Source organism: Flavobacterium inviolabile, from assembly GCF_013389455.1.
GTDB lineage: Bacteria > Bacteroidota > Bacteroidia > Flavobacteriales > Flavobacteriaceae > Flavobacterium > Flavobacterium inviolabile.
In genome coordinates this window covers 3,252,857-3,279,761 of sequence record NZ_CP058278.1, presented here as the reverse complement: position 1 = coordinate 3,279,761, position 26,905 = coordinate 3,252,857, and the positions used below count along the sequence as shown (strand labels likewise).

Annotated in this window: 19 protein-coding genes; 5 read left to right on the top strand and 14 right to left on the bottom strand. The window is 39.5% G+C overall.

Annotated elements, in window-relative coordinates; genetic code table 11:
- Nucleotides 1-43 precede the first annotated feature (43 nt).
- From lpdA to truA, 3 genes are all read right to left on the bottom strand, one after another.
- Complete coding sequence (gene lpdA / locus HW120_RS14735) at nt 44-1,432, bottom strand: dihydrolipoyl dehydrogenase (RefSeq protein ID WP_177734891.1); 1,389 nt, start codon at nt 1,430-1,432, stop codon at nt 44-46.
- 188 nt (nt 1,433-1,620) lie between these two features.
- Complete coding sequence (locus HW120_RS14730; protein ID WP_177734889.1) at nt 1,621-3,369, bottom strand: ABC transporter ATP-binding protein; 1,749 nt, start codon at nt 3,367-3,369, stop codon at nt 1,621-1,623.
- A 2-nt stretch (nt 3,370-3,371) separates the two neighbouring features.
- Nucleotides 3,372-4,118, bottom strand: coding sequence for a tRNA pseudouridine(38-40) synthase TruA (truA, locus tag HW120_RS14725; protein ID WP_177734887.1), 747 nt, complete (start codon nt 4,116-4,118; stop codon nt 3,372-3,374).
- A gap of 153 nt (nt 4,119-4,271) precedes the next feature.
- Here truA and HW120_RS14720 point away from each other — a divergent pair, with 153 nt between their 5' ends.
- On the top strand, nt 4,272-4,769 hold the full coding sequence (locus HW120_RS14720) for a metallophosphoesterase family protein (protein WP_177734885.1): 498 nt from the start codon (nt 4,272-4,274) through the stop codon (nt 4,767-4,769).
- Between the two features lie 2 nt (nt 4,770-4,771).
- Here the strand turns inward: HW120_RS14720 and HW120_RS14715 are convergent, their stop codons facing one another.
- The 4 genes from HW120_RS14715 to HW120_RS14700 form a co-directional block, all read right to left on the bottom strand.
- Complete coding sequence (locus HW120_RS14715; RefSeq protein ID WP_177734883.1) at nt 4,772-6,526, bottom strand: tetratricopeptide repeat-containing sensor histidine kinase; 1,755 nt, start codon at nt 6,524-6,526, stop codon at nt 4,772-4,774.
- A gap of 2 nt (nt 6,527-6,528) precedes the next feature.
- Nucleotides 6,529-6,810, bottom strand: a complete 282-nt coding sequence (locus tag HW120_RS14710) for a hypothetical protein (protein ID WP_177734881.1) — start codon at nt 6,808-6,810, stop codon at nt 6,529-6,531.
- Nucleotides 6,811-6,822: 12 nt separating this feature from the next.
- Entirely contained in the window at nt 6,823-7,485 is a 663-nt protein-coding gene (locus HW120_RS14705) for a response regulator (protein WP_177734879.1), read from the bottom strand.
- A 193-nt stretch (nt 7,486-7,678) separates the two neighbouring features.
- Nucleotides 7,679-8,089, bottom strand: coding sequence for a DUF4293 domain-containing protein (locus HW120_RS14700; protein ID WP_177734877.1), 411 nt, complete (start codon nt 8,087-8,089; stop codon nt 7,679-7,681).
- Between the two features lie 185 nt (nt 8,090-8,274).
- Here HW120_RS14700 and rho point away from each other — a divergent pair, with 185 nt between their 5' ends.
- Nucleotides 8,275-10,011, top strand: coding sequence for a transcription termination factor Rho (gene rho, locus HW120_RS14695; RefSeq protein ID WP_177734875.1), 1,737 nt, complete (start codon nt 8,275-8,277; stop codon nt 10,009-10,011).
- Between the two features lie 70 nt (nt 10,012-10,081).
- On the opposite strand, the gene lgt is transcribed toward rho, so the two are convergent.
- The 5 genes from lgt to HW120_RS14670 form a co-directional block, all read right to left on the bottom strand.
- Nucleotides 10,082-11,011: a prolipoprotein diacylglyceryl transferase gene (gene lgt, locus HW120_RS14690; RefSeq protein WP_177734872.1), complete on the bottom strand. Its 930-nt coding sequence runs from the start codon at nt 11,009-11,011 to the stop codon at nt 10,082-10,084.
- A gap of 85 nt (nt 11,012-11,096) precedes the next feature.
- On the bottom strand, nt 11,097-11,324 hold the full coding sequence (gene yidD / locus HW120_RS14685) for a membrane protein insertion efficiency factor YidD (RefSeq protein ID WP_177736405.1): 228 nt from the start codon (nt 11,322-11,324) through the stop codon (nt 11,097-11,099).
- A 57-nt stretch (nt 11,325-11,381) separates the two neighbouring features.
- On the bottom strand, nt 11,382-12,863 hold the full coding sequence (gene cysS, locus HW120_RS14680) for a cysteine--tRNA ligase (protein ID WP_177734870.1): 1,482 nt from the start codon (nt 12,861-12,863) through the stop codon (nt 11,382-11,384).
- Nucleotides 12,864-12,912: 49 nt separating this feature from the next.
- Nucleotides 12,913-13,584, bottom strand: a complete 672-nt coding sequence (folE, locus tag HW120_RS14675; RefSeq protein ID WP_177734868.1) for a GTP cyclohydrolase I FolE — start codon at nt 13,582-13,584, stop codon at nt 12,913-12,915.
- Nucleotides 13,585-13,755: 171 nt separating this feature from the next.
- Nucleotides 13,756-14,196 (bottom strand): hypothetical protein, encoded by a 441-nt coding sequence (locus tag HW120_RS14670; RefSeq protein WP_177734866.1) that lies wholly within the window; start codon nt 14,194-14,196, stop codon nt 13,756-13,758.
- Between the two features lie 210 nt (nt 14,197-14,406).
- Here HW120_RS14670 and HW120_RS14665 point away from each other — a divergent pair, with 210 nt between their 5' ends.
- Nucleotides 14,407-20,682 (top strand): T9SS type B sorting domain-containing protein, encoded by a 6,276-nt coding sequence (locus HW120_RS14665; RefSeq protein ID WP_177734864.1) that lies wholly within the window; start codon nt 14,407-14,409, stop codon nt 20,680-20,682.
- Nucleotides 20,683-20,831: 149 nt separating this feature from the next.
- Here the strand turns inward: HW120_RS14665 and HW120_RS14660 are convergent, their stop codons facing one another.
- Nucleotides 20,832-22,025, bottom strand: a complete 1,194-nt coding sequence (locus HW120_RS14660) for a pyridoxal phosphate-dependent aminotransferase (protein ID WP_177734862.1) — start codon at nt 22,023-22,025, stop codon at nt 20,832-20,834.
- 125 nt (nt 22,026-22,150) lie between these two features.
- On the opposite strand from HW120_RS14660, the gene HW120_RS14655 reads away from it, so the two are divergent.
- Nucleotides 22,151-23,479, top strand: a complete 1,329-nt coding sequence (locus tag HW120_RS14655; RefSeq protein ID WP_177734860.1) for a PDZ domain-containing protein — start codon at nt 22,151-22,153, stop codon at nt 23,477-23,479.
- A gap of 49 nt (nt 23,480-23,528) precedes the next feature.
- Here HW120_RS14655 and HW120_RS14650 read toward each other — a convergent pair whose 3' ends face one another.
- A complete protein-coding gene (locus HW120_RS14650; protein WP_177734858.1) occupies nt 23,529-23,963 on the bottom strand; it encodes a DUF1573 domain-containing protein in 435 nt (144 codons plus the stop codon).
- Nucleotides 23,964-24,264: 301 nt separating this feature from the next.
- Here HW120_RS14650 and HW120_RS14645 point away from each other — a divergent pair, with 301 nt between their 5' ends.
- Complete coding sequence (locus HW120_RS14645; RefSeq protein ID WP_177734856.1) at nt 24,265-26,898, top strand: valine--tRNA ligase; 2,634 nt, start codon at nt 24,265-24,267, stop codon at nt 26,896-26,898.
- The last annotated feature ends 7 nt before the right edge of the window (nt 26,899-26,905 follow it).

Genomic DNA, 26,905 nt, shown 5'->3' with positions numbered 1-26,905 from the left:
CTTGAATTTCAAAACGGTTTTTTTATAGGTATTGTAATGTATATTATAAGTGAATCACTTCGCCATAAGCATCGGCAACAGCTTCCATTACAGCTTCACTCATGGTTGGGTGAGGGTGGATAGCTTTCAGGATTTCATGTCCTGTAGTTTCCAGTTTACGCGCTACAACTGCTTCAGCAATCATGTCGGTAACACCGGCTCCAATCATGTGGCATCCTAACCATTCTCCGTATTTAGCATCGAAGATCACTTTTACAAAACCGTCCGGAGTACCGGCAGCTTTTGCTTTTCCTGATGCAGAGAAAGGGAATTTACCCACTTTGATTTCATATCCTTTTTCTTTAGCCTGTTTTTCAGTCAATCCAACGGAAGCAATTTCCGGAGTAGCGTATGTACAACCAGGAACGTTTCCGTAGTCGATTGGCTCTACATGTAATCCGGCGATTTTTTCAACACAAAGAATACCTTCAGCAGAAGCAACGTGAGCCAAAGCCTGTCCCGGTACAACATCTCCGATAGCATAATAACCCGGAATGTTTGTTTGATAGTAATCGTTTACTAAGATTTTATCTCTGTCTGTCGCAATTCCAACTTCTTCCAAACCGATGTTTTCAATGTTGGATTTGATTCCTACAGCAGAAAGTACGATATCGGCTTCTAAAATTTCTTCTCCTTTAGCTGTTTTTACCGTTGCTTTAACACCCGTTCCGGTTGTATCAACTTTTTCAACAGAAGCATTTGTCATGATTTTGATACCTGCTTTTTTCAATGAACGCTCAAATTGTTTTGAGATATCTTCGTCTTCTACAGGAACAATATTTGGCATGAACTCTACAATAGTAACATCGGTTCCCATTGCATTGTAAAAATGAGCAAACTCAACACCAATAGCACCGGAACCAACAACAATCATCGATTTAGGCTGCTCGGCTAAAGTCATTGCCTGACGGTATCCGATTACTTTTTTACCATCCTGCGGTAAGTTTGGCAATTCACGGGAACGGGCTCCGGTAGCGATGATAATATGATCTGCTGTATATTCCGTTACTTTTCCGTCTTTATCCGTTACGTCAATTTTTTTACCCGGTTTTACTTTACCGAAACCGTCAATAACGTCAATTTTATTTTTTTTCATCAAGAACTGAATCCCTTTGCTCATTCCGTCTGCAACACCACGGCTGCGGGAAATAATAGCATTGAAATCTTTATCAAATTCTTTGATTGTTAATCCGTAATCTGAAGCGTGTTTTAGGTAATCAAAAACCTGAGCAGATTTTAATAATGCTTTTGTTGGAATACATCCCCAGTTTAAGCAAATACCACCTAAGTTTTCTTTTTCGATAATGGCTACTTTAAAGCCCAATTGTGATGCTCTGATAGCTGTTACATATCCACCCGGACCACTTCCTAAAACAATAATATCGTATTTCATAAAAGTATAATTTCTAATGAATTTTCTGCGTACGAAAATAGGGATTTATTTGTTTATTGAAAAGTTTCGTACTATCAATTTTTAAAACGTGTGGAAAATTAATAGCCTAAAAATATTGTTTTAATAGCTTTTAAAAGAAATTTCTAGCAATTTTTCAACTTTTCAATCATAAATCACGGTTGTCGTATTTATTCCGTAATGGCAAACTGTGAATAATAAAGGTTTTTATAGAAACCGTCTTCCTTATTGAGCAGTTCATAATGGGTGCCTTCTTCTACAATTTCTCCTTTGTCCATTACGATGATTTTATCGGCATTGATAATGGTTGCCAAACGGTGTGCGATCACAATGGAGGTTCTTCCCTGCGTGATGGTTTCGGTTGCCCGTTGTATCAGTTCTTCCGAATAGGAATCGATGGAAGAAGTGGCTTCATCAAGGATCAAAACGCTTGGATTGCTCACAAAGGCTCTTAAAAAGGCGATAAGCTGACGTTGTCCGGAAGACAGCATCACACCGCGTTCTTTTACATTATAGTCATAACCTTCCGGCAGGCTCATGATAAAATCATGTACGCCTATTTTTTGTGCTGCGTTAATAACATCTTCGCGGCTAATGGCCGGATTGTGCAGGGTAATATTGTTTAAGATCGAATCGGCAAATAAAAAGACATCCTGTAATACAATGGCAATTTGTTTGCGAAGGCTTTCGATTGTAAAATCATGTATATCGGTATTGTCAATGCTAATTTTCCCGCTGTCAATTTCATAAAAGCGGTTCAAAAGGTTGATAATGGTGGATTTTCCGGCTCCGGTTGCTCCAACGATGGCTATGGTTTCGCCGGCCTTAACTTTCAGGTTGATGCCTTTGAGGACTTCTTCGCCCTGTATGTAGCTGAAGTGTACTTTTTCAAACTGGATATCTCCTTTAAAATGGGTCGCTTCAACGGTTCCGGATGTTTGTAAATGGTCGTCAATGTCCAATACTTCAAAAACCCTTTCGGCGGCGATTATCCCCATCTGCATCACATTGAATTTATCCGCAATCTGGCGCAAAGGATTGAATAGCATGTTAATCAGCATTGTGTAGGCAAATAAATCCCCGAAAGTAGTAGTATTGTCACCATTCAGGATGTTCAGTCCGCCATACCAAACGATACAGCCTAACGTTAGCGAAGAAACAATATCGGCTATCGGGAAGAAGATGGAATTATACAGGATATTTTTAAGCCACGCATCATTGTGTTTTTGGTTGATGACCTTGAATTTTTCGAATTCAATTTCTTCCCGGTTAAAAAGCTGTACGATTTTCATACCGGTAACGCGTTCCTGTACAAAGGTGTTCAGGTTGCCCACCTGATTACGAACTTCTTCGAAAGCAATTTTCATTTTTTGCTGGAAAACACGCGTTGCATATAACAAAATTGGCATTCCTAAAACAACAATACAGCTTAATTTCCAGTTCATATAGAACATGATCCCCAGAATGACAACCATTTTGAGTAGGTCACTCACGATCATAAACAATCCCTGGCTGAAGATACTGGCTATGGATTCGATATCGGAAACGGAACGGGTCACTAATTTTCCAACCGGTTCGTTGTCGAAATATTTCATCCGGAAATTCGAGATATGGCGAAACAGTTTTTCACGGATATCTTTTACAATATCCTGACCTAACCAGTTTGCCCAGTAAACAAAGTAAAACTGCGAAGCGACTTCCAGAATAAGGATCAGTGCCATTAAAAGAATATACAGCAGCAATCCTTCTGCATCGTGGGTTTTCAGGTACTCATCGACAGTTTGTTTTAGTAAATAGGGACGAAGAGCAGCAAAGATGGAAAGGGATACAGCCCACAATATAACGCCGTTAAAGCGGTTTTGATAAGGCTTTGCAAAGTGCATTACTTTTCGTAAAGAAATAGATTTTATGGCTTTCATATTTATGGGCGCTCTTGGATATACGGATAGATAACTTTCGTCAGGTACAAACCGTGTGCCGGTACTGAAAAACCTGCTTCACTACGATTTTTGCTTTCAATTATTTTTCTGAAATCATCCAATGTAGTTTTACCTAATCCAATTTTTATTAATGTCCCGACAATAGCTCTGACCATGTTTCTTAAGAAACGATCAGCGGTAATTGTAAAGACTAACCGTGTTTCGTTTTGCTGCCAATGGGCTGCCGTGATTTTGCAATTAAATGTCCTAACATCGGTATGTACTTTTGAAAAACATTCAAAATCGATGTATTCAAACAGTATTTCGGATGCCTGATTCATCGCAGCGACATCAAGCGCGTGGAAATGATACCAGCTTCCTTCATTTTCAAAGGCATCTTTGAAAGTGTGGATATGATATTCATAGGTTCTGCTTGTGGCATCAAAACGGGCATGTGCCTCATCATGCAGCGGAATAAGACGGTAAACCACGATATCTTTCGGTAAAAAAGAGTTTAATTTTTGTACCCAGTAATCGGAATTTAAGGTTTCTTCATAATCAAAATGGGCATACATTTGTTTGGCGTGTACTCCGGAATCGGTTCTTCCGGCTCCAACAAGGTCGATAGGCCTGCGCAATAAAACCGTTAAAGCTTTATTTAAAGTTTCCTGAACCGATATAGCATGAGGCTGATATTGCCAGCCGTGATAGTTTTTTCCGTTATAAGCAAATTCTATGAAATATCTCAAAGTTTAATTTCCTAAATTATATAAGAAACAAAGATAAGTTAATTCGATAATTGGCAAATTTGAAAATGCTATAATTTTAAGTTAAAACATGGTAAAGTATGCTTATTTTTGTGTTTTAACAAATCGCACTATACTTCTTTAAACCTTTTCCTTTTGAAAAAAATTCTGTTACTTTCCGATACGCACAGCCATCTTGATGATACGATACTGAAATATGTTGATCAGGCCGATGAAGTCTGGCATGCCGGTGATATAGGAGATTTATCGGTTACGGATGCCATTAAGGAACGCAAACCTTTGCGGGCGGTTTACGGCAATATTGACGATGGGAAAGCGCGGCTGGAGTTTCCGTTAAACAACCGGTTTTTCTGTGAAGGGGTTTCGGTCTGGATAACCCACATTGGCGGTTATCCCGGAAAATACAATCCGGCCATTCGTGCGGAGTTAAAACAAAATCCACCGAAACTGTTTATTTGCGGGCATTCCCATATTTTAAAAGTGCAGTTTGATAAAGAACTGAATTTGCTGCACATGAATCCCGGAGCAGCTGGAAAACACGGTTTTCATCAGATGAGAACCATGCTGCGTTTTGAGATTGACGGGGATAAAATCCAGAAACTGGAAGTGATTGAGATCGGGAAAAGAGTCTGATTTTAGTCCGGTAATTCCACTTTGATGTAAATCAATGTCCCGGTATTCGACTTGGAGTTGATATTGATGTTTCCATTCATACTTCTTATCCGCGCTTTAATTTGTGTGAGTCCGAATCCTTCTTTGTGTTCGGTGTTTTTGGTGTCAAATCCGATACCGTTATCTTCAATATTGATAAACAGCTGGTTGCGGTTCTGGTCGACAGAAAGGTAGGCTTTTGTGGCCCGGCTGTGTTTGATGACATTGTTTAAAAGCTCGGCAACAATAAAATAGATCTTCATTTCAAACTCGCTGTTGTAGCGTGAATCTTTAGGGGTATAATTGGTAAACTCGAACTGGATCAGGGTATTCGAATTTTTTTCACAGAGATCCTGCAGCGCGGCAAACAATCCCAGTTTTTCAAGTACCGGCGGAATCAGGGTGTGTGACAGATCCCTGATTTTGTCGTGGGCTTCCTTAATGATGGCTCTTGTTTTGGTGAGTTCCGGTGAGGATTCGGTTAAATTGGTTGTTTCGTAGGCCATGAGGTGTAAGCTGGCCGAAGAGAGCAGGGCGCTGATGCTGTCGTGCAGTACGCCGGCAAGTCTTTTTCGTTCAAATTCCTGACCGTCAATGGTTGCGTTAATGATGTTTTGCTGGATTTTATTGTTGACGTCTTTAAGCTTGTTTTTTTGTTTAAGGCGCAGGTTCTGGTAAAAAAAATAGAACAATATGCTGCAAAAGGCAAACAGGGTGATAAAGATATACAGCAGTTTTTTGTTCCGGGCTTCCTTGTCTTTTAGCAGCTGCTCTTTGGTTTTGTAATTGTCTTCAATTTTATAGATTTTATATTTGGTTTCGGTATCTCTCAGCTGCGAGCTAACCCGTTCGTTAAACAGTGCTTCCGTAATGTCTATGTATTTGTTGAGATAATAATTGGCGGTTTTGTAGTCGTCCATCTTTTCGTATACATACGATAAATTGAGGTAGGTATCGGCGGTTTTAATCGAAAGTGTGTCGTTGGGCTTGGACGCTAAAATTTCAAGAAAAATATCCCGTGCTTTTTCGTTATCGTTCTTAACCTGCAAATAATAATAGGCGAGGTTGCTGCGGGTGTTGTTCATGTAGTTGGTATTGCGCGATGTTTCGGCATAGAATAAAGTCGTATCGAGGTATTTTTTAGCCAGATCATAATTGGCGGTTTTGAGGTAAAATGCCGCACAGTTGCTGTAACCCAGATATTTTTGATTGGTTGTTCCGTTGTTTTTGGCAATGTTCAGAATCCGGTTCATATAATAACGGGAGCTGTCCATTTTGTTTTTTTCGGTAAAGATTTTGAATAATCCCTGTTGTGCCCAGGCAGCAAGGGAATCGTTTTTTTGATGAATAGCGGATTTTTCGCTTTTTCGAAGGTAATCAATCGCTTTTTTGATGTTTTTTGTTTCTTCAAAACATATTCCGATATATTTGAGAATGATGGCTTCCTGAAGATGAAGTTTTTGTTTTTCGGCTATTTGTAAGGTACTAAAAAGGGTAGTTATGGCTATATTATAGTCTTTAAGACGGATGTAGATCCGGGCTTTCTGAATGTTTTTGTTGCATAAAGCGGAATAGTTTTTATTGTAAAGATGGTATTCCGATTGTTTTTTGAGGTATTGCAACGCTTTCAGATCCTGGTGCGTGTTACTGTAATAGTCAGCCGAGTCAATTCCTGTTTGGTTTTGTGCCCAAAGAGTCTGACCTATAAAAAACAAGAGTAGAAAAGTAATTTTTTTCAATATCAGATTTCGATTACGATTTTAGGTTTTGTTGCGGTTAAGCCGTTTTCTGTTTGTTCCATGTCAATATTGAGTCTGCTGCTGCCGGAAGTAGGGATGTTTTCATCTCTTACAATATAACGGGAGGATGGTTTTTTGTCCATGTCCAGTTTTATTTCTACCCGGTGGGTATCGGTTGTTCCGTCATAAGTGTAAAGGTAATCACAGTTGTCGGGAATCGTGATCTTTAAATTAAAAGAATCATTTCCATTATCACGCACTTCATATTCTTTAAGTAAGGCCATAATTATGTAGATTTATTGGTTAATCAAATTATTCCGGATAGCAAATTTTACTAGTCCTATCGTGTTTTTTACGTTGAGTTTTTTGATTAGATTTTTCCGGTGTGTTTCTACAGTGTTGGTGCTTATAAAAAGTTCTTCGCTAATTTCCTTGCCGCTGTATTCTCTGGAAATGAGTTTTAAGATTTCCAGTTCGCGGTCGGTAATGAGCATTAATAATTCGCTATTTTCAATGGATTTATCGTTGTTGATACCGGTAAAAGAAAGAAATATCTTTTCACGGATGGCTTTGGAATAGTATTCTTCTCCTTTGCTCACGCAGGTAATGGCATCTACGATGTGTTCGCTTGCGCATTGTTTGGTGAGGTATCCTTTTGCGCCCAGCTGTATGACCTCTTTGATTAGCTTGGCGTCGTCATAACTGGATAAAACAATAACATGGCAGGGGAAACCTTTTTCCGAAAATTCTTTTAAGACTTCTATTCCGTCTTTGCAGGGCATGTTGATGTCGATTACCAGGACGTCTACATTCTGATTGTAGATGTTTTCCAATAGTTCAACACCATTAAGGGAGTAGCCTACCACTTCGAAATTCTTGTTTGTTTTTAAAACAGCAAGAATTCCTTCTATTAAAACCAAATGGTCATCGGCTAAATGAATTCGTATTTTGGTACTCATCGCCACTGTTTTTATTCAAATTTAACACTATTTGCAACATGTATTTATTTTAAAGGTAAATATTTTGAGATATCTATAATTAAAAACGATAAAGTGTTTGAAAAAAACGATAAAAAAGATTTGGGTATAAATAAAAAATCCGGATCAAATTTGATCCGGATTTTTAACGCACTAATAAACTAAGATGATAGGTTTATCGTAATCGGTCTACAGATTTTACGAGATCATCATCCTTCTTGATGGCTTTATTGGCTAAAACCAAAAAGACGATAGAAACAATAGGAAGAAGCATCCCAATACCTTTCTCAGAAACTTCCGTTTCTCCAGATAAATTTAGTGAACGATACACAAATAATCCTAGTAATATAACGTTTAATATCATGTTCAACCGGTTCATAACAAACTGGTTTTGTCTGTTTTTAAAGCTAAATATACTAATCAATGAAAGCGTGGTGCTCAGGCCGCATAAAGATACGTATACCAGGTTTGACATAAAGAATACTTTTTCTCCCGCAGCATTTATCCATAAAGGGAATACGAATGGTAAAACCCCCGAAAAGATAAAAGCGATTAAAAGATATACGGACTGAATTCTCTGTATCATTTTGATTTCATTGTGGCACAAAAATAGTATTTCTTTTTTGAAAAAAAATGATACGGTATAAAATAAATTCGTATTATTGCATAGTTAAACCGTAAGTACTTCATTCTGCGGTTCTTTCGTTTCAAAAAAAATACTACCCAAAAACTTAGATCTACATTACATTTAATTTAACTAGAAAACGATTCATGTTTGATATTTCTGTATTAAAAGAAATGAAGCTTGCTGAGCTTCAAGAGATTGCGAAAATTGCGAAAATTAATAAGTACCGAAACCTTAAAAAAGACGAATTAATTTACCAGATTCTCGATCATCAAGCGACAAACCCAGAAGTCGTAAAACCAGCTTTAAAAGAAGAGGCTCCGAAACCGGAGGAAAAGGTAAAAAGAACGAGAATTGCACCGGGAAAGCCTCTGAAAAAAGAAAACAAAGCAGAAAATAAGCCTGCTGTACCAGTCAAAGAAGTGCCTAATGTAAAAGAAGCGGTTCAGTCGGTTAAGAAAGAAGAAGTTATGCCAGCTGCTGTTGAGGAAAAAGAAGTGAAAGCTTCGGAAACTGCAGCAAATAAAAAAGAAAATACTTTTACCAAGAAAAAAGAATTTCAGCAAAAACCACAGCGTTTTACCAAAGAGAATAATCAAAATACACAGGCTCCTGTACAGGTGCGTTCTCAGGTAAAACAGGAGACTACTCCGGAAGAAACAGTTTCTGTTTCGAAACCTCAAAACAGTTCTAATCAGAACAACCCGCAAAATCCAAATCCAAACCAGAAGAATAAAAAACAAAATTTCAGAGAACCTGATTATGAGTTCGATGGTATTATTGAAAGTGAAGGTGTATTGGAAATGATGCCGGACGGTTATGGCTTTTTGCGTTCTTCCGATTATAATTACCTGGCATCGCCGGATGATATTTATTTGTCACAATCCCAGATTCGTTTGTTCGGACTGAAAACGGGTGATACGGTTAAAGGTGTGGTACGTCCTCCGAAAGAAGGAGAGAAGTATTTCCCGCTGGTAAGAGTGTTGAAAATTAACGGACATGATCCGCAGGTGGTTCGTGACAGGGTTTCTTTTGAACATTTAACTCCGTTGTTTCCGGAAGAAAAATTCAATCTTGCTGAAAAACAAAGTACCATTTCAACCCGAATTATTGATTTGTTTTCACCAATAGGTAAAGGACAGCGTGGTATGATCGTGGCGCAGCCAAAAACAGGTAAAACGATGTTGTTGAAGGATATTGCCAATACCATTGCAGCAAATCATCCCGAAGTATATTTAATTGTTTTGCTAATTGACGAGCGGCCGGAAGAGGTTACCGATATGCAGCGCAGCGTTAGGGGAGAAGTTATTGCTTCTACTTTTGATGAGCCAGCTGAGCGCCATGTTAAGGTAGCGAATATTGTTCTGGAAAAAGCAAAACGTCTGGTAGAATGCGGACATGATGTTGTTATTCTGTTGGATTCAATTACCCGTCTGGCAAGAGCTTATAATACCGTTCAACCGGCTTCCGGAAAGGTATTAAGTGGTGGTGTGGATGCCAATGCATTGCAAAAGCCAAAACGTTTCTTCGGAGCTGCCCGTAATATCGAAAATGGCGGTTCGTTGAGTATTATTGCTACAGCATTAACAGAAACCGGTTCTAAGATGGACGAAGTTATCTTTGAAGAGTTTAAAGGTACCGGTAATATGGAGTTGCAATTGGATCGAAAAATTGCAAACAAACGTATATTCCCTGCAATTGATCTTACGTCGTCAAGCACCCGTCGTGATGATTTATTATTGGACGAAGGTACGATCCAGAGAATGTGGATCATGCGTAAATATCTGGCGGATATGAATCCTGTTGAAGCAATGGATTTTATTAATGACAGGTTTAAAAAGACCCGAAATAACGAAGAGTTTCTGATCTCAATGAATGATTAAGAAATGATATTTATATAAAAAGGGCGTTTACAATTTGTAAACGCCCTTTTTAATTATTGGAAGTTTTATTTTAAACAGCCGAAGCCGGTTTTTTAGCTCTTATTAATAATATAAAGCCGATAATGATAAAAGGAATGCTCAGCCATTGTCCGGTCGAGAACATGCCTAATTCGTTTTCAAATCCGCCCTGGCTTTCTTTAACGTATTCCACTACAAAACGAACGGTCCAAAGCAATACCAGGAAGATACCGAAAAGGTAGCCTAATTTCTCTCTGGCATTGGTTTTCCAGTATAGGAAGAATAAGATCAGGAATACGAAAACATATCCCAATGCTTCATATAGCTGTGCCGGATGTTTCGGGATTACGCTTTCCAGCAAAGGTGCAAACTGCGGATTGGTTTCAATGGCTTTGTAAGCTTCTGCTGGGTTGTTGATGTTTGTTAGCTGCATGGCTTCTCTCGGACTGAATTTGTCCTGTATAAAACGGATTCCTAAAGAAGAAGTGGTTTCATGTCCTATGATTTCCGAGTTGAAAAAGTTTCCAAATCGTACAAAAATACCGCCACAGGTAACCGGAATAACGATCCGGTCTAAAATCCAGAGAATCGGTTTGTGGATTATTTTTTTGCTGTAATAATACATGACTAATATGATGGCAATTGCCGCGCCGTGACTGGCTAAACCGGCAAATCCGGTAAATTCAAAGGATGGCTCAAATCGGAAAGGTAATAGTATTTCCAGTTTGTGATCTTTGAAATAATCCCAGTCATAAAAGAAAACGTGTCCTAAACGGGCTCCGATTAAGGTTGCAAAAACGGTATAAATAAATAAGGAGTCAAGTTTTTCGATGGAGATCCCTTCTCTCTGGTAGATGTGCTTCATAAGGTACCATCCTAATCCAAAGGCAACTACGAACATTAAGCTGTAATAACGAACGGTGAAAAAGCCTAAATCGATTCCGTGTGAAGGATTCCAAACAAACTGTAAAGCGTGTGTCATAATTAATTCTGTACTTTTTATTTCGGTAAAAATAGATAAATGAATTTTAAGGAGTATAATAATTAAGGTAAATTTAATTATAAAGTTACGGAACGGGATCGTAACCTTTTCCGCCCCAGGGGTTGCAGCTTATAATGCGTTTTGCGGCCAGCCAGCTTCCTTTTAGCAGGCCGTGTTTTTGCAGGGCTTCAATGGAATATTGAGAGCAGGTGGGAGAGTAGCGGCAGACGGATGGTGTGAATGGTGATATTGCCGTCTGGTAAAAGCGGATTAAAAAAACGAAAGGGAATATGATGATTTTTTTGAAATTCATTTTGCGGTAAATAAAAAATGATGAAGTTTTGGGCTTCATCATTTGGTGTTTGTATTTTTAACTAACGGTAAAGGAAGTGCCTTCTTTTCCGTCTTTTAATTGTATTCCTAAAGTTAACAACTGGTCGCGTATCTGGTCGGAGAGCTGGAAATTTTTATTGGCTCTCGCTTCATTTCTCATCCCAATCAACATGTTGATCACGCCTTCCAGTTTGTTGTTTTCATCGGCACTTAGTTTTTCGTTTTGCAATCCTAAAATGTCAAAAACAAAAGCTTTTATGGCCTTTTTGAAGCTTTCTAAATCAGCGGCATTCAGGGTTTCCTTGAATTCTTTCAGCAGGTTGATGTAGCGAACGGCTTCAAAAAGCTGTGCAATCAGTATCGGGCTGTTAAAATCGTCGTTCATGGCATCATAACAAGCCTGTTTCCAGGATTGAATGTTGATTGAAGAGGTGGCAGCCGGTTCAATTTCGTTTAGATTGTCAATAGCTTCCATTAAACGGTTGAATCCTTTTTCGGAAGCTAAAATGGCATCATCGGAAAAGTCCAGTATGCTTCTGTAGTGTGCCTGTAATATGAAAAAACGGGCTACTGCAGGAGAGAATGCTTTGCTCAGGATGTTGTTTTCACCCGAAAAAAGTTCTCTTGGCAGGATGTTGTTTCCGGTTGATTTTGCCATTTTTTTACCGTTAAGGGTAAGCATATTGGCGTGCATCCAGTAATTTACCGGAGAATGGCCGGTGCAGGCTTCATTTTGTGCGATTTCACATTCGTGGTGCGGGAATTTTAAGTCCATTCCGCCGCCATGTATGTCAAATCGTTCTCCTAAATATTTTGTGCTCATTGCGGTACATTCCAGGTGCCATCCCGGGAATCCGTCACCCCAGGGTGAAGGCCATCGCATGATATGCTGTGGTTCTGCATTTTTCCAAAGCGCAAAATCCTGTGGGTTCTTTTTGTCGGATTGTCCGTCAAGTTCCCGTGTGTTGGCAATCATGTCTTCGATATTTCTACCGCTTAAGATACCGTAATTATTGGTTTTGTTGTATTTGATAACATCAAAATAGACGGAACCGTTTACGATGTAGGCAAATCCGTTATCGATGATCTGTTTGATGATTTCGATCTGTTCAATAATATGCCCGGTTGCCGTTGGTTCGATACTTGGGGCAAGGTTGTTGAATAATTCCAGGATCTGGTGAAAATCAACGGTATATTTCTGAACGACTTCCATCGGTTCGATCTGGTCGATACGTGCTTTTTTGGCAATTTTGTCTTCGCCTTCGTCTTCATCGTCCACTATGTGGCCAACGTCGGTGATGTTACGGACATAACGAACTTTGTATCCAAGATGTTTCAGATATCGGTATATTAAATCAAAAGAGATAAAAGTTCTACAATTCCCAAGATGTACATTGCTGTAAACCGTAGGTCCACAAACATACATTCCAACATTTCCCTCATGAATAGGAGTGAAAAGTTCTTTTTCTCCGGAAAGAGAATTGTAAATTTTTAAATTTTGATTCTGATATAAATGCATCTTTTGTCTATTCGTTATTTGGTTATTAAACTATTTAATAAGTAACAAACTAAAACTGAGTGTCTAATTTAATGTAGTCCAGGAATTCTCTGCGTACTTTGTCTTCTTTGAATTTTCCTCCGAATTCTGCTGTTACGGTGCTGCTTTCGATGTCGCGGATTCCTCTGGAATTCACGCAAAGGTGTTTGGCATCAATAACGCAGGCAACATCCTGAGTGTTTAGTACTCTTTGTAGTTCCTGTACAATCTGGATTGTTAGTCTTTCCTGAACCTGAGGCCTTTTTGCAAAGAAATCCACGATACGGTTCATTTTGGAAAGTCCAACAACGGTACCGTTTGAAATATAGGCTACATGGGCACGGCCTACTATTGGAAGCAGGTGGTGTTCGCAGGTTGAATAAACAGTGATGTTTTTTTCAACAAGCATTTCGCCGTATTTGTATTTATTGTCAAAAGTAGAAGAGCTTGGTTTTTTGGAAGGGTTTAAACCGCCAAAAATTTCTTTTACAAACATTTTGGCAACACGGTTTGGTGTTCCTTTTAAGCTATCGTCTGTTAAGTCTAATCCTAAAGTGTTTAGAATGCTCTCGACATCTTTTTTAATTGCGTTTATCTTTTCTTCGTCAGATATGTTAAAAGCATCCGGACGTAATGGGGTTTCAGCACTTGATGCTATATGATTGTCTCCCATTTCGTCATGCAAATCATCACTATGAATCATTATATAAGTTTTTAATGTAAGAAAATTTAGTTTGCAAAGATAACTAATAAACTTGATTCTGTATTCTGAATATAGTTGTAAATTAAGGATAAAATGTTAATCATTTAATAAAATAAAAAAGACCAAACCGGAGTTTAGTCTTTCTGAAATATTTTATGAGGAGATTCCTGTTTATTTTTTACAAGAACCGTCTTTATTCAGGAAAGTGGTGCAATAGTCACTCCATGAATAACACATCCATTGGGAAGTTACTCCTTTATTATCGATTACTCTCCATCGAAACCATTTTGAAGATAACATTTCCAGGGTAAGTGGTGAGGAAAAGATATAGTCATTATTTGATTTTGTGAAGTTGTTAGCATACTTGCTGTCTGTTGATTTGAAAAACACCGGTTTTTCTAAATATTCAGAAGGATTAATACCGCATGCGTTATTTTGTACCTCTATAGTATAGCCTTGTGTTAAATCTTGCGTCGTTGTTACCTTTAATATAGCATTTTCAGCAGAATTTACCGAAGTAAGTGTCAGGGTAGATTTTGCATTCTGTGCAGATAAAGAGGTAATGAATAATAGAAATAATCCTATAATGCTTTTGGAATAAAATTGTTTCATATGAAATTTCAGGTTGGTTATAGGTTGTAAAACTATAAAAAAAATCGAATAATTGTCAATGTAACAGAGTTATTTAACTATAAGCTGGTTTTTTGTTAGGAGATTTTGGTTAAAATGTTAATTTTCATAGTAAAAACTTTTTTTTTCTTCAATAAAGTTAATTGTTTCTTAATTTTATGTAAATTTCGCGTTCCAAAAAACTAATTCATAATGAGAAATAATTACCTGTTATTGTTATTATTTTGCATTTTCTCGGTCAACATGTTTGCGCAAGCCCCCGGCTGTGCCAATGTTCAAGGAGGAGATGTTAACGGTAATCCTGTCGCTCCTATCTGTAATCCGGGTGAGTGTAGGGATCTTACAGCAACATTTTTACAAACCGGAGGAACCAATACTTATGCGGTATCCTCTGTAAATTATGCCCCGCCATTTCCGTTTACCGGTGGAACTCCTGTTTCAGTGAATGTTGACGATGTTTGGTCAAACGCTATTACACTGCCATTTAAATTCTGTTATTTCGGAGTAAATTACACAACTTGTTATGTGGGGTCAAATGGAATTATTTCATTTACAGCGCCTGCTAATCCTTTGTTTTGTGATTATGCTATACCGAATGCGCAGCTTCCAACTACGGCAGCGGGTATGCACCGTAATGCGATTATGTTGTATCAGGATATCGATCCAAGATTTTCAAGACCGGCAAATCAACCACAAATTTCGGTTAATTATCAGGTGTTAGGAGCGTATCCATGTAGATCGCTTGTTGTGAATTTTACTAATGTACCTTATTATTCTAGTGGGAATGATTCACATGTGGATAATACTTTTCAAATAGTATTGTATGAAACAACAAATGCCATTGAGTTTTATGTAAAAGCAAGACCAAATCCTGCTTCGGTAATATCAAGTCCTATTAATGGAGGACGAGTAGTTTTAGGTATTCAGAATGCTGCGGGTACTGTTGGTTTTACACCTCCGGGCAGAAATACGGGGACCTGGACAGTAACCACTCCTGAGGCATGGCGTTTTACTCCGTCTGGTCCTTCAAATGTAACATTCCAATGGTTGTTGAATGGTGATCCAATCAGCACCAATACTTCTATTACCGTATGTCCGACGGCTTCAACAACGTATACCGCTGAAGCGACTTATACGGCCTGTGATGGAACCAAAACAATTATTCAGGATAATGTAGATGTTATTTATGCTCCTTTTTCAGTTAACGAGCCTAATGATTTATATAAATGCCCGGGAGATACTTCTTGCTGGGATTTGACAGTTAATAATCCTGTGGTTTTAGGTGCACTGAATCCTGCGGATTATCCGGTCACTTATTATCCGACTTTGGCGGATGCCCAGATTGAAGCGAATTATATTCCGACACCGGACTGCTATTTCCCAGCAGCTGGTAATAATACAGTATATGTAAGAGTTAATAACCCTAGCTCTGATTGTTATGATATAAAAAGTTTTGAACTATTAATAGGAGGAACAACACCTCCCGATTTTACACAGGTTGGACCATATTGTATCGGGTCTAACCCGGCACCACTTCCTACAACTTCTAATGATGGTTTTCAGGGAACCTGGAATCCGGCGACTATTAATACGACTGCTGTAGGAACGACTACTTATACTTTCACACCTGATCCAGGTCAGTGTGCATCTTCTACAACTATGGATATCCAGATTATTGATGCACCAACGGCTGCTATAGCTAATGGAGCAACAGTGTGTTCCGGTACGTCTACAACATTAAACGTTAGTGGTACACCAAATGCAACAGTAGACTATACTGTTGGTAATAACCCTACAACTATTCCATTGACTTTAGATCCTTCCGGAAATGGAACGATTACAACACCGGTTCTAACAGCAGATACTACCTTTACTATTGTAAATGTTACTTCTGCAGGAACGCCTTCATGTTCTCAGGCAATGTCCAGTTCTGTACTGGTTTTGGTAAAACAATTACCAACAGCTACAATTTCAGGAACAGCTACAATCTGTTCCGGACAAACAGCTGTTATCACCTTTACAGGAACGGCAGGTGCTACCGTTCATTATACTGCAGACGGTAACCCGGCAGATATTACATTGGATGCTTCTGGAAACGGAACAGTAACTACTCCTGTATTAACTGCAGATAGTACTTACACTTTAGTAGATATCGATTCTAATGGTACGCCGAACTGTTATAATACGTTAACAGGTAGTGTAACAATCACTGTCAATGCATTACCAACGGCTACAATCAGCGGAGCGACAACAATCTGTTCGGGTGACACAGCAGTATTGACCTTTAACGGTACACCAAATGCTGTAGTTACCTATACCAATGGTACGACCAATGCGACAGTAACCTTAGACGGTACCGGAGCAGGAAGTGCAACAGTTGGTCCGTTAACGGCTACAACTACTTACGATTTAGTGAGTGTTGCTGTTGCAGGACCACCGGCTTGTTCACAACCACAAACAGGAAGTGCTACGATTACTGTAAAAACATTACCGACAGCTACGATCAGCGGACCAGCTTTAGTATGCTCCGGCAGTACTGGTGTGGTAACGATTAACGGTACACCAAACGCTATCGTTACGTATACAGACGGTACGACAACTTATACCATCGCTTTAGATGCAGCGGGTACGGCTACCTTTACAACGGCGCCATTAACAAACCCGACGACTTATACTTTAACCAGTGTTGTAACTACTGATGTACCGGCTTGTACAAAAGCCTTAACCGCTTCGATTACTATCGGTATCCAGCCATTACCAGTTGCTACGGTAACCGGACCAGCTTCAGTATGTTCCGGCAGTACAGCAGAAATTGTGTTTAACGGTACGCCAAATGCTACCGTGACTTATACTACTGATGGCGGTACTACTACACAAACGGTTACCCTTAACAGTTCCGGAACAGCTACGGTAACTTCACCGGCATTAACCGGCCCGATTACTTACCAGCTAATCAATGTTGCCTCTAACGGTACACCAGCTTGTAGCCAGCCACAAACCGACAGCCATACGGTAACTACCGTTGTGGCTCCAACAATCAATAACCCGGGTGTATTGGAAGTATGTGATGCTAATAACGACGGCTTCGAAACCTTTAACCTGAGTACTGTAATTCCTCAGATAACAGGTGGTGATCCGAACTTAACCGTTACTTTCCATGAAACCCCGCAAGATGCGCAGTTAGGAAACTATCCTATCACGATGCCATTGTATACGAACATTAACCCGAACACACAGATTCTGTATATCAGAGTGGTGAATACCGGTGTTAATGCCTGTGCTTCCTTTACAACCCTTACTTTGGTTGTAAACCCACGTCCGATCATTGCACCAGTTGTAACGGATTATGTATTGTGTGAAACCAGTACTCCGGGCGACGGCTTTGAAGTATTTAACTTAAACACTAAAGATACTGAAGTAATTAACGGACAACCAGGCGTTACCGTTACGTACTATACCAATCAGGCAGATGCCTTAGCTGGAAATAATGCTATCGTTACCCCGGGAACGTATACCAATGCGACCAATCCGGAAACGATCTGGTACCAGTTGAAAAACATACACGGTTGTATCGCAGTAGGCTCATTCAAACTAATGGTTAACCCATTACCGGTTGTGCCAATGCCAGTACCGGCTTACTCATTATGTGACTATACCGGACTACCATTACATGAAGAATTTGATTTATCGACTAAGATTCCGGAAATCATCGGAACCACAACAGGATTGAATGTAACGTTCTATTTCAGCCAGGCAGATGCTCAGGCAGGAGTAGCCGGTACCGAATTACCATTGTTGTATACCAACCAAGTACCTACAGTACAAACCATTTTTGTACGTGTAGAAAACACCACCACACATTGCTTTAGCGTAACAGCTATGGATTTACGAGTAGAACCGCTTCCGGTTTTAGTCATGCCAACAGCAGCCGTGATGGTATGTGATACCAACAGTAACGGCTTTAGCAGCTTTGACCTGACGGCTTTAATTCCGAACATGTTAAACGGAGAGCCAAACGTAGCGGTAAGCTTCTACGAAACCCAGACCAATGCAGAAAACGGCTTAGACCCTATTACAACGAACCCTTACGACAACATTAACCCGTTCACCCAAACCCTATGGGTATTGGCCACCAACACGGTTACCGGTTGTAAGAGCGTTTACTCGTTCAACCTTCAGGTAAACTCCGCACCGGAGATCCCAACGTTGATTGACTTAACCAAATGTGATGAAGACAATAACCCTCATGACAACCAGACCTATTTTGACCTGACGGTACAAACCCCAATCCTGTTAACGGCACAAACCGGTCCGGCAACAGACTATGAAGTACGTTACTTTGTATCTCAGGCATTTGCCGAGGCAGGAACACCGTTTATCGTTAGTGATGCTAACTTTATGGGAACAGACGGTCAGGACATCTGGGTGCGTATCAATAACCTGGTAACAGGCTGTCATAACATCACGCGCTTCAAATTACATGTGAACAGTCCGTTACTGTTAACCCAGCCGGATCAGATCACCAAATGTGATGAAGCCTTACCGAATGACCAACGCACAGAATTTGACTTAACCATCAGAGAAAACCAGATCACAGGCGGAGCAACAGGTTATACCTTTGCTTACTATGCCAGTACGGTTATTCCACCAGCAGCGGGTACTTTAATTACCACTCCTACAGCTTATACGAACACCGCTACAGCCCAATCGATCGTGATTGGTGTGACCAGCAACGAAGGCTGTACGAGCTATATTCGTATGACGATCCGTGTGACTCCGTTACCGGAACCGAAATTCGATCCGCAGCCAATAGTAACCTGTGATGATGCTTATCCAAACGATGGTATCACCACTGTAGATGTAACAGTTAATGCGACCTATATCCAAAACGGAGACCCTACTTATGTATTGACCTACCATGCGAGTCAGGCCGATGCAGAAGCAGGAGTAAACCCAATTGCTACACCAACCAACTGGTCTAACCAGGATGCTAACGGAAACGCGCTTCAAAGCGTATGGATCCGCGTAACTACGGCTCCGGCAAGTGCGGCAGACAGATGTTCTTTAGTTGTAGAACAACCAATCGTGGTAAACCCATTACCGGCAGTTGGTCCGATGACTACGTATTACCTGTGTCAGCCAGGCACCAGCGGCAGTGGCATCTTTGATCTAACCACCAAAGACCCGCAAGCCTTGGCAGGTCAGAACCCGGCCGACTTTACGGTAACTTACCATGAAAGCCATGCCGATGCACAAAACAATACCGCTATTATCACTACGCCATCGAATTACCCGTATACGAATGTAATTCCGGCGAAAGTTATCGGTGTTCGTATCGTGAACAATGCAACAGGATGTGTGAACACGGCCTTCTTTGAACTGTTAGTAGAAGAGGAAGCAACAGCCACGGCTCCGGATCCTGCAGATACAACAGTTTGTGATGAAGACGGTACCAACGATGGCTTCCATACCTTTGACCTTACAGACTTATTGGATGCTCAGATCATGAACGGTCAGACCAATCCGGATTATGTGATTCATTATTATGCCAATGCTCAGGATCTGATCAATAACAACCCGATTCCTGCCAGTACAAACCCGGCGGATAACGGACATGTTATTTTCACCAATACGATTGCTTACCAGCAAACGATAATCGCTCAGGTTACCCATACGACAACCGTTTCCGGCTGTCCTGCAAATGTAGATGTGATCCTGGTTGTTAACCCGCTACCGGAACCAACACCAAACGGCGGATTTGTATGTATTGACCAGGAAACCGGAACAGTACTAAGCACCCATATCATCAACAGTGGCCTGGATGCAGCGACTTACAGTTTTGAATGGTTTGATGGCACAACGCTAATTGCAGGAGAAACCGGACCGACATTAGAAGTGAACCACCCGGCGACTTACTCAGTGGTAGCTACAAACATTGCTACAGGATGTCAGAACCTACCGGTATCGGTAACGGTAACCCAATCGGAACCGGCAGCAGTTACAGCTTATGTATCGAATGCGTTTACCGATAACCAGACCATTACGGTTGAAGCGATCGGAATCGGAGAATATGTTTACCAATTGGATGAAGGCGATATTCAAACGAGCCCTGTATTTGAGAACGTAACCCATGGTTCCCATACGGTAACGGTATATGACAATAAAGGTTGTGCGAGTGTAACGATCCCTGTAACGGCGATCAACTATCCGCATTACTTTACTCCAAATGGTGATAATTACCATGACACTTGGAATATTGGCGATTTAGAGAATGATGCAAGCGCAAAAATTTATATATTTGACCGATACGGAAAATTATTAAAACAGATCAAACCATCAAAAGTTACGGGTTGGGATGGAACGTTAAACGGTCAGCCGTTACCATCTACGGATTACTGGTTTACAGTGACCTATACCGAACAAGGACAATTAAAAGAATTTAAAGCCCATTTCTCATTAAAACGATAATTAGCTTTAGATTGTGATAATAATGTAAAAAGCCCGCTCAAAAGAGCGGGTTTTTTATGTTTGTTAGCAAAGGTTATCACCATAAAAAAAGGCAACCATAACGGTTGCCTTTGAGCTAAAAAAAGCCTCACTTAAATGAGGCTTTTATATTATTTATTGTTGTAAGCCTGAAGTGCTTCTTTTAGAATTTTAACAGACTGAATTAAATCTTCTTTCTTTAAAACATAAGCAATTCGTACTTCGTCAAGTCCTACATTTGGTGTAGAGTAAAAACCTGCAGCTGGAGCAACCATAACGGTCTCTCCGTTTAAATCATAGCTTTCCAGTAACCATTGTGCAAAATCATCAGCGTTCTTAATCGGTAGTTTTGCAATGCAGTAAAAAGCTCCTTTTGGAGTTGCTACTTTTACACCTTCAATCTTATTCAATTCGGCAATTAAAGTGTCTCTGCGATCTTTATATTCCGTAATTACATCATCAAAGTAACTTTGAGGAGTTTCTAAAGCAGCTTCACTGGCAATTTGAGCAAAAGTTGGCGGGCTTAAACGCGCCTGTGCAAACTTCATCGCAGTTGCCATTACTTCTTTATTTTTAGAAACAATACAGCCGATTCTTGCTCCGCACATACTGTATCGTTTCGAAACAGAATCAATCATAATTGCATTCTCTTCTAATCCTTCAATATTCATTACCGAGTAATGTTTGTCTCCGTCATAAGTGAATTCACGGTAAACTTCATCAGCAATCAGGAAAAGATCATGTTTTTTAACCAATTCGGCTAACTGCATTATTTCTTCTTTAGAATACAGATAACCGGTTGGATTACCCGGATTACAGATTAAGATTGCTTTTGTTTTCGGAGTAATCAATTTTTCAAAATCACTGATCGGAGGTAAAGCAAACCCGGTATCTATAGTAGAAATCACAGGTACTACCTTTACGCCGGAAGCAGTAGAAAAACCATTGTAATTTGCATAAAAAGGCTCAGGGATAATGATTTCATCATTAGTATCCATAGTACTTCCCATTGCAAAAAGCAAGGCTTCAGAACCACCGGTAGTAATAATGATATCTGCCTGGTTAATAGGAAGACCGTGATCCTGATAATACTTTGAAAGTTTATTTCTGTAGCTTTCAAAACCAGCAGAGTGGCTGTATTCTAAAACAGTGATATCGGTGTTTTTTACAGCATTCAAAGCTACTTCCGGAGTTTTGATATCCGGTTGGCCAATATTTAAATGATATACTTTATGACCTTTCTTTTTAGCAATTTCTGCATAAGGAACCAATTTTCTAATTGGTGATTCAGGCATCTGTTGCCCTTTTAATGAAACTTTAGGCATGGTTAATATTTTTGATGCACAAATTTGCGACTTTTTTTAGGAAATTCATAAAAATATCGGGGCTAAAATCCTTTATTAATAGGAAATATCGGAACTATTTCTTAGATTTAAGAAAAATTTAATTTATGCGATTAATCTTTTTTCTTTTTTTGTTAATCACATATCCTAATTCCATCGCCGCCCAGGATGGATTTCAGTGGAAATCTTCAAAAGATAAAATCACGATACCTTTTGTCTTTGTTGATAACCTGATTATTATTCCCGTTGAAATAAATAACACCAGGCTCAATATGTTACTGGATTCCGGATCGGAACCTTCCCTGATTTTCAGTTTTCCGCAAAATGATACCGTGCAGCTTTTCAATACTAAAAAAATAAAAATATCCGGTTTGGGAAATGAAGAAGAAGCGGAAGGATTGTTGTCACAGCGTAACAAAATGAATGTGAGTGATTATGTCGATACAAATTTTGAGATATTGGTAATCCTGGACGACAATCTGAATTTTTCCTCCAGAATAGGAATACCGGTTAATGGGATATTGGGGTACTCTTTTTTTAGAAATCACCTGGTAGAGATTAATTATATTAAAAAGAAGATTACTCTATATAAAAATAGGGATGTATTGAAAAAAAGGAGATTAAAATCGTTTACCAGTATTCCTTTGAGCATTGTTAACGGAAGACCTTATGTGGATGTTCATGCCCGGCTGGATCAGAAAGAAATGCAGCTAAAGTTGTTATTCGATACAGGACTTACAGACGGACTGTGGCTGTTTGAAGATGACAGGATAAAGTGTAATGATAAATATTTTGAAGATGTGCTCGGAGAAGGAATAGGCGGTACTATTCACGGTAAAAAATCACGTTTATCAGAAATCAAAACGGCACATTTCACCTTTAAAGACCCTTTGGTTTCTTATCCGGATACGACATCCTACAGGCAGCTGCGGATCATTAAAGACCGGAACGGCTCTTTGGGCGGGGAAATCATTAAGCGGTTTACGGTCATGGTGGATTATGAAGAATCCAGGATTCTTGTAAAGACAAACAATATGTATGAAGATCCGTTTAACTATAATATGAGCGGAATCGAAATACAGCACAATGGAGTAGAATGGGTGCAGGAATCAGCCAAAAGCCAGGTCGATAAAGCCTTACCGATGGGAGCGATCAATATGAATGATATTGTTTTTGATAATTCCAGTTTTAAATACAAATTCATTTTGAAACCGGTATTTGAGATCGCCAGCGTCCGGAAAAAATCACCCGGAGAGGAGGCCGGTCTGAAAGCCGGAGACAAGGTTTTAAAGATTGATAAAAAGAATGTTCACAACCTTTCGAAACAGCGCATAAACGAGTTATTGCAGTCGGAAGAAAATAAAATAATAAAGATTCAGGTGGAGAGGGATGGAAAAATTCTGGATTATGAAATTAAGCTCAGAAAGCTCTTGTAATAAAAAAAGCCCTGTATTAACAGGGCTTTTGTATCAATAAGTAATGTTGTTACGATTGTGGAGTTGTTTTAGGTTTTTCAAGAACTCCAGCCTCTTGTTTTACGATTACTTCACCTTTAATTCTTAAAGCAACTTTACCACCTTCATAGTTAACAGCATTTGATTCTACAGTGATGGTTTTGCTGATTTTACCAGGATTCATGTTGTATTTTACATCAATTTTTCCGGTTTTACCAGGCATAATAGGCTCAGTCGGTTTAGATGGAACAGTACATCCGCAAGTAGATTGTACATTCGTAATAATTAGAGGAGCATCACCAGTGTTTTTGAACTCGAAAGATCTGATACCATTGTCAGAATCTTTAGATACTACACCATAATCAATAGTGTTGTCTTTTGCTTTAAATTCGATTTTTGGTCCTTTTTGAGCATATGAAGCAACACTAAATGCTAATACTGCAACTAATCCTAATAATTTTTTCATTTTTAATTTAGTTTTTTTTATTGTTATTGTAAAATTACATTGTTTTAATAAATGAACAAATATTTTAACGCTCTTTTTTTATTTGCTCAGATATAATTACTTTTGCGAGATAATTTGCAAAAAGTGTACCAAAAAAGCAATATCTTTTTTGGAATCGAAACGTCAGTGCTTTTTTTAAAGCCATTTTCTTACTGCCCGTTTTCTATCTTTGAATTTGCGAAAAAGATTTTTATTGCCATCATTGCTAAGCGATTAGCCGATGGATTATTATAAACACAAGAAAAATAAACGAAGACTATATATGACAATTCCAGCTCAATTTGACGCCAAGGCAGTAGAACAGAAATGGTACGACTACTGGATGAAGAACAATTATTTTCACTCGGAACCTGACCACAGAACTCCGTACACAATTGTAATTCCGCCGCCAAACGTCACAGGAGTACTGCACATGGGACATATGCTGAACAATACGATCCAGGATGTATTGATTCGTAGAGCTCGTTTAAAAGGATTTAATGCCTGCTGGGTTCCCGGAACCGACCATGCTTCCATTGCTACTGAAGCTAAAGTAGTAGCCAAGCTAAAAGCAGAAGGGATTAATAAAAACGATTTATCCCGTGAAGAATTCCTGAAACATGCCTGGGAATGGACCGATAAATACGGTGGCGTAATCCTGGATCAGCTGAAAAAACTGGGTGCTTCCTGCGATTGGGAAAGAACCAAGTTTACAATGGATCCGGATATGTCGGCTTCCGTTATCCGTTCTTTTGTTGATTTATACAATAAAGGACTGATTTATCGTGGTTACCGAATGGTAAACTGGGATCCGGAAGCGAAAACAACGTTGTCGGATGAAGAAGTTATCTACGAAGAACGCCAGGGGAAATTATACCATTTACGATACCAGATTGAAGACAGCGAAGAATATGTAACGATCGCGACAACACGTCCGGAAACTATTTTAGGCGATACAGCAATCTGTATTCACCCGGAAGATGAACGATATTTCCACTTAAAAGGGAAAAGAGTAATTGTGCCGATTTGCAACCGCGTTATTCCGATTATTTTCGACGAATATGTGGATATGGAATTTGGTACAGGCTGCTTAAAAGTTACACCGGCACACGATGTAAACGATAAAGAATTAGGCGAAAAACACAATCTGGAGATTATTGACATCTTCAATGATGATGCCACATTAAACGCTTTCGGATTACACTATCAGGGGAAAGACCGTTTCGTTGTTCGTGAGGAAATTGCTCAGGAACTGGAAACGCTTGGTGCTTTGGTAAAAGTGGAAACACATATTAATAAAGTAGGTACTTCCGAAAGAACCAAAGCGGTTATTGAACCGAGATTGTCAGATCAGTGGTTCCTTAAAATGGAAGATTTGGTAAAACCGGCAATAAAAGCTGTTTTGGAAACCGAGGATGTAAAACTATATCCAAGCCGTTTTAACAATACATACCGCCATTGGATGGAAAACATCCGTGACTGGAATATTTCCCGTCAGTTATGGTGGGGACAACAAATTCCGGCATACTATTATGGTGACGGAAAAGAAGATTTTGTTGTTGCAGAAACCAGAGAAGAAGCGTTGGCGCTGGCAATACAAAAAACAGGTAACCAGATTTTAACAGCCGATGATTTAAGACAGGATGTAGATGCTTTGGATACCTGGTTCTCGTCCTGGTTATGGCCGATATCCGTTTTCGGAGGCATCATGGATCCTGAAAATCCGGAGTATAAATACTATTATCCTACCAATGACCTGGTAACCGGACCGGACATTTTGTTCTTCTGGGTAGCCCGTATGATCATTGCCGGTTATGAATATGCCGGAGAAAAACCGTTTACGAATGTATATTTAACCGGATTGGTACGTGATAACCAACGCCGGAAAATGTCGAAATCGCTTGGAAACTCACCGGATCCGTTGGATTTGATTGAGAAATTCGGAGCCGATGGTGTTCGTGCAGGATTATTGTTAAGTGCAGCTGCCGGAAATGATATCCTGTTTGATGAAGAACTGTGCAACCAGGGGAAAGCATTCAGTAATAAAATCTGGAATGCATTCCGTCTGATCAAAGGATGGGAAGTAAGCGAAAGCATTGCCCAGCCGGAATATGCTAAAGTTGCTGTAGAATGGTATGAAGCCAAATTACAGAAAACATTAGCTGAAATTGAAGACCATTTTGAGAAATACAGAATTTCCGATGCTTTAATGGCAACGTATAAGCTGGTTTGGGATGATTTCTGTTCGTGGTTCCTGGAAATGATTAAACCGGGTTATCAGCAGCCGATTGACAGTGTTACTTTTAACAGTGCGATTGAAATGCTGGAAGCGAACCTGAAATTATTACATCCGTTCATGCCGTTCCTGACCGAAGAAATCTGGCAGCACATTGCTGAACGATCAGAGAAAGAAGCCCTGATCATTGCAGAATGGCCGAAAGCACAAACCGTAAACGAAACGCTTATTGCAGAATTCGACTTTGCTACGGAAGTAATTTCCGGTATTCGTACGATCAGAAAAGACAAAAACATTCCTTTTAAGGATACAATTGAATTGAAAGTAGTGAACAATGAAAATGCAACGACATTCTTTGATGTAATTATCACAAAGCTTGGAAACATCAGCGCTTTGGAATATGTTACGGACAAAGTTGACGGAGCGTTATCCTACCGTGTGAAATCCAATGAATATTTTATTCCGATTACCGGAAATATTAATGTGGAAGAAGAGATCACAAAATTAACGGAAGAACTTAACTACAATAAAGGATTCCTGAAATCGGTACAGGCGAAACTCGCAAATGAAAAATTTGTGAATTCGGCACCGGAAAAAGTTGTAGCGATCGAACGCCAGAAAGAAGCAGATGCTTTGGCTAAAATTGCAACGATAGAACAAAGCTTAGCCGGTTTACAATAAAAATTGG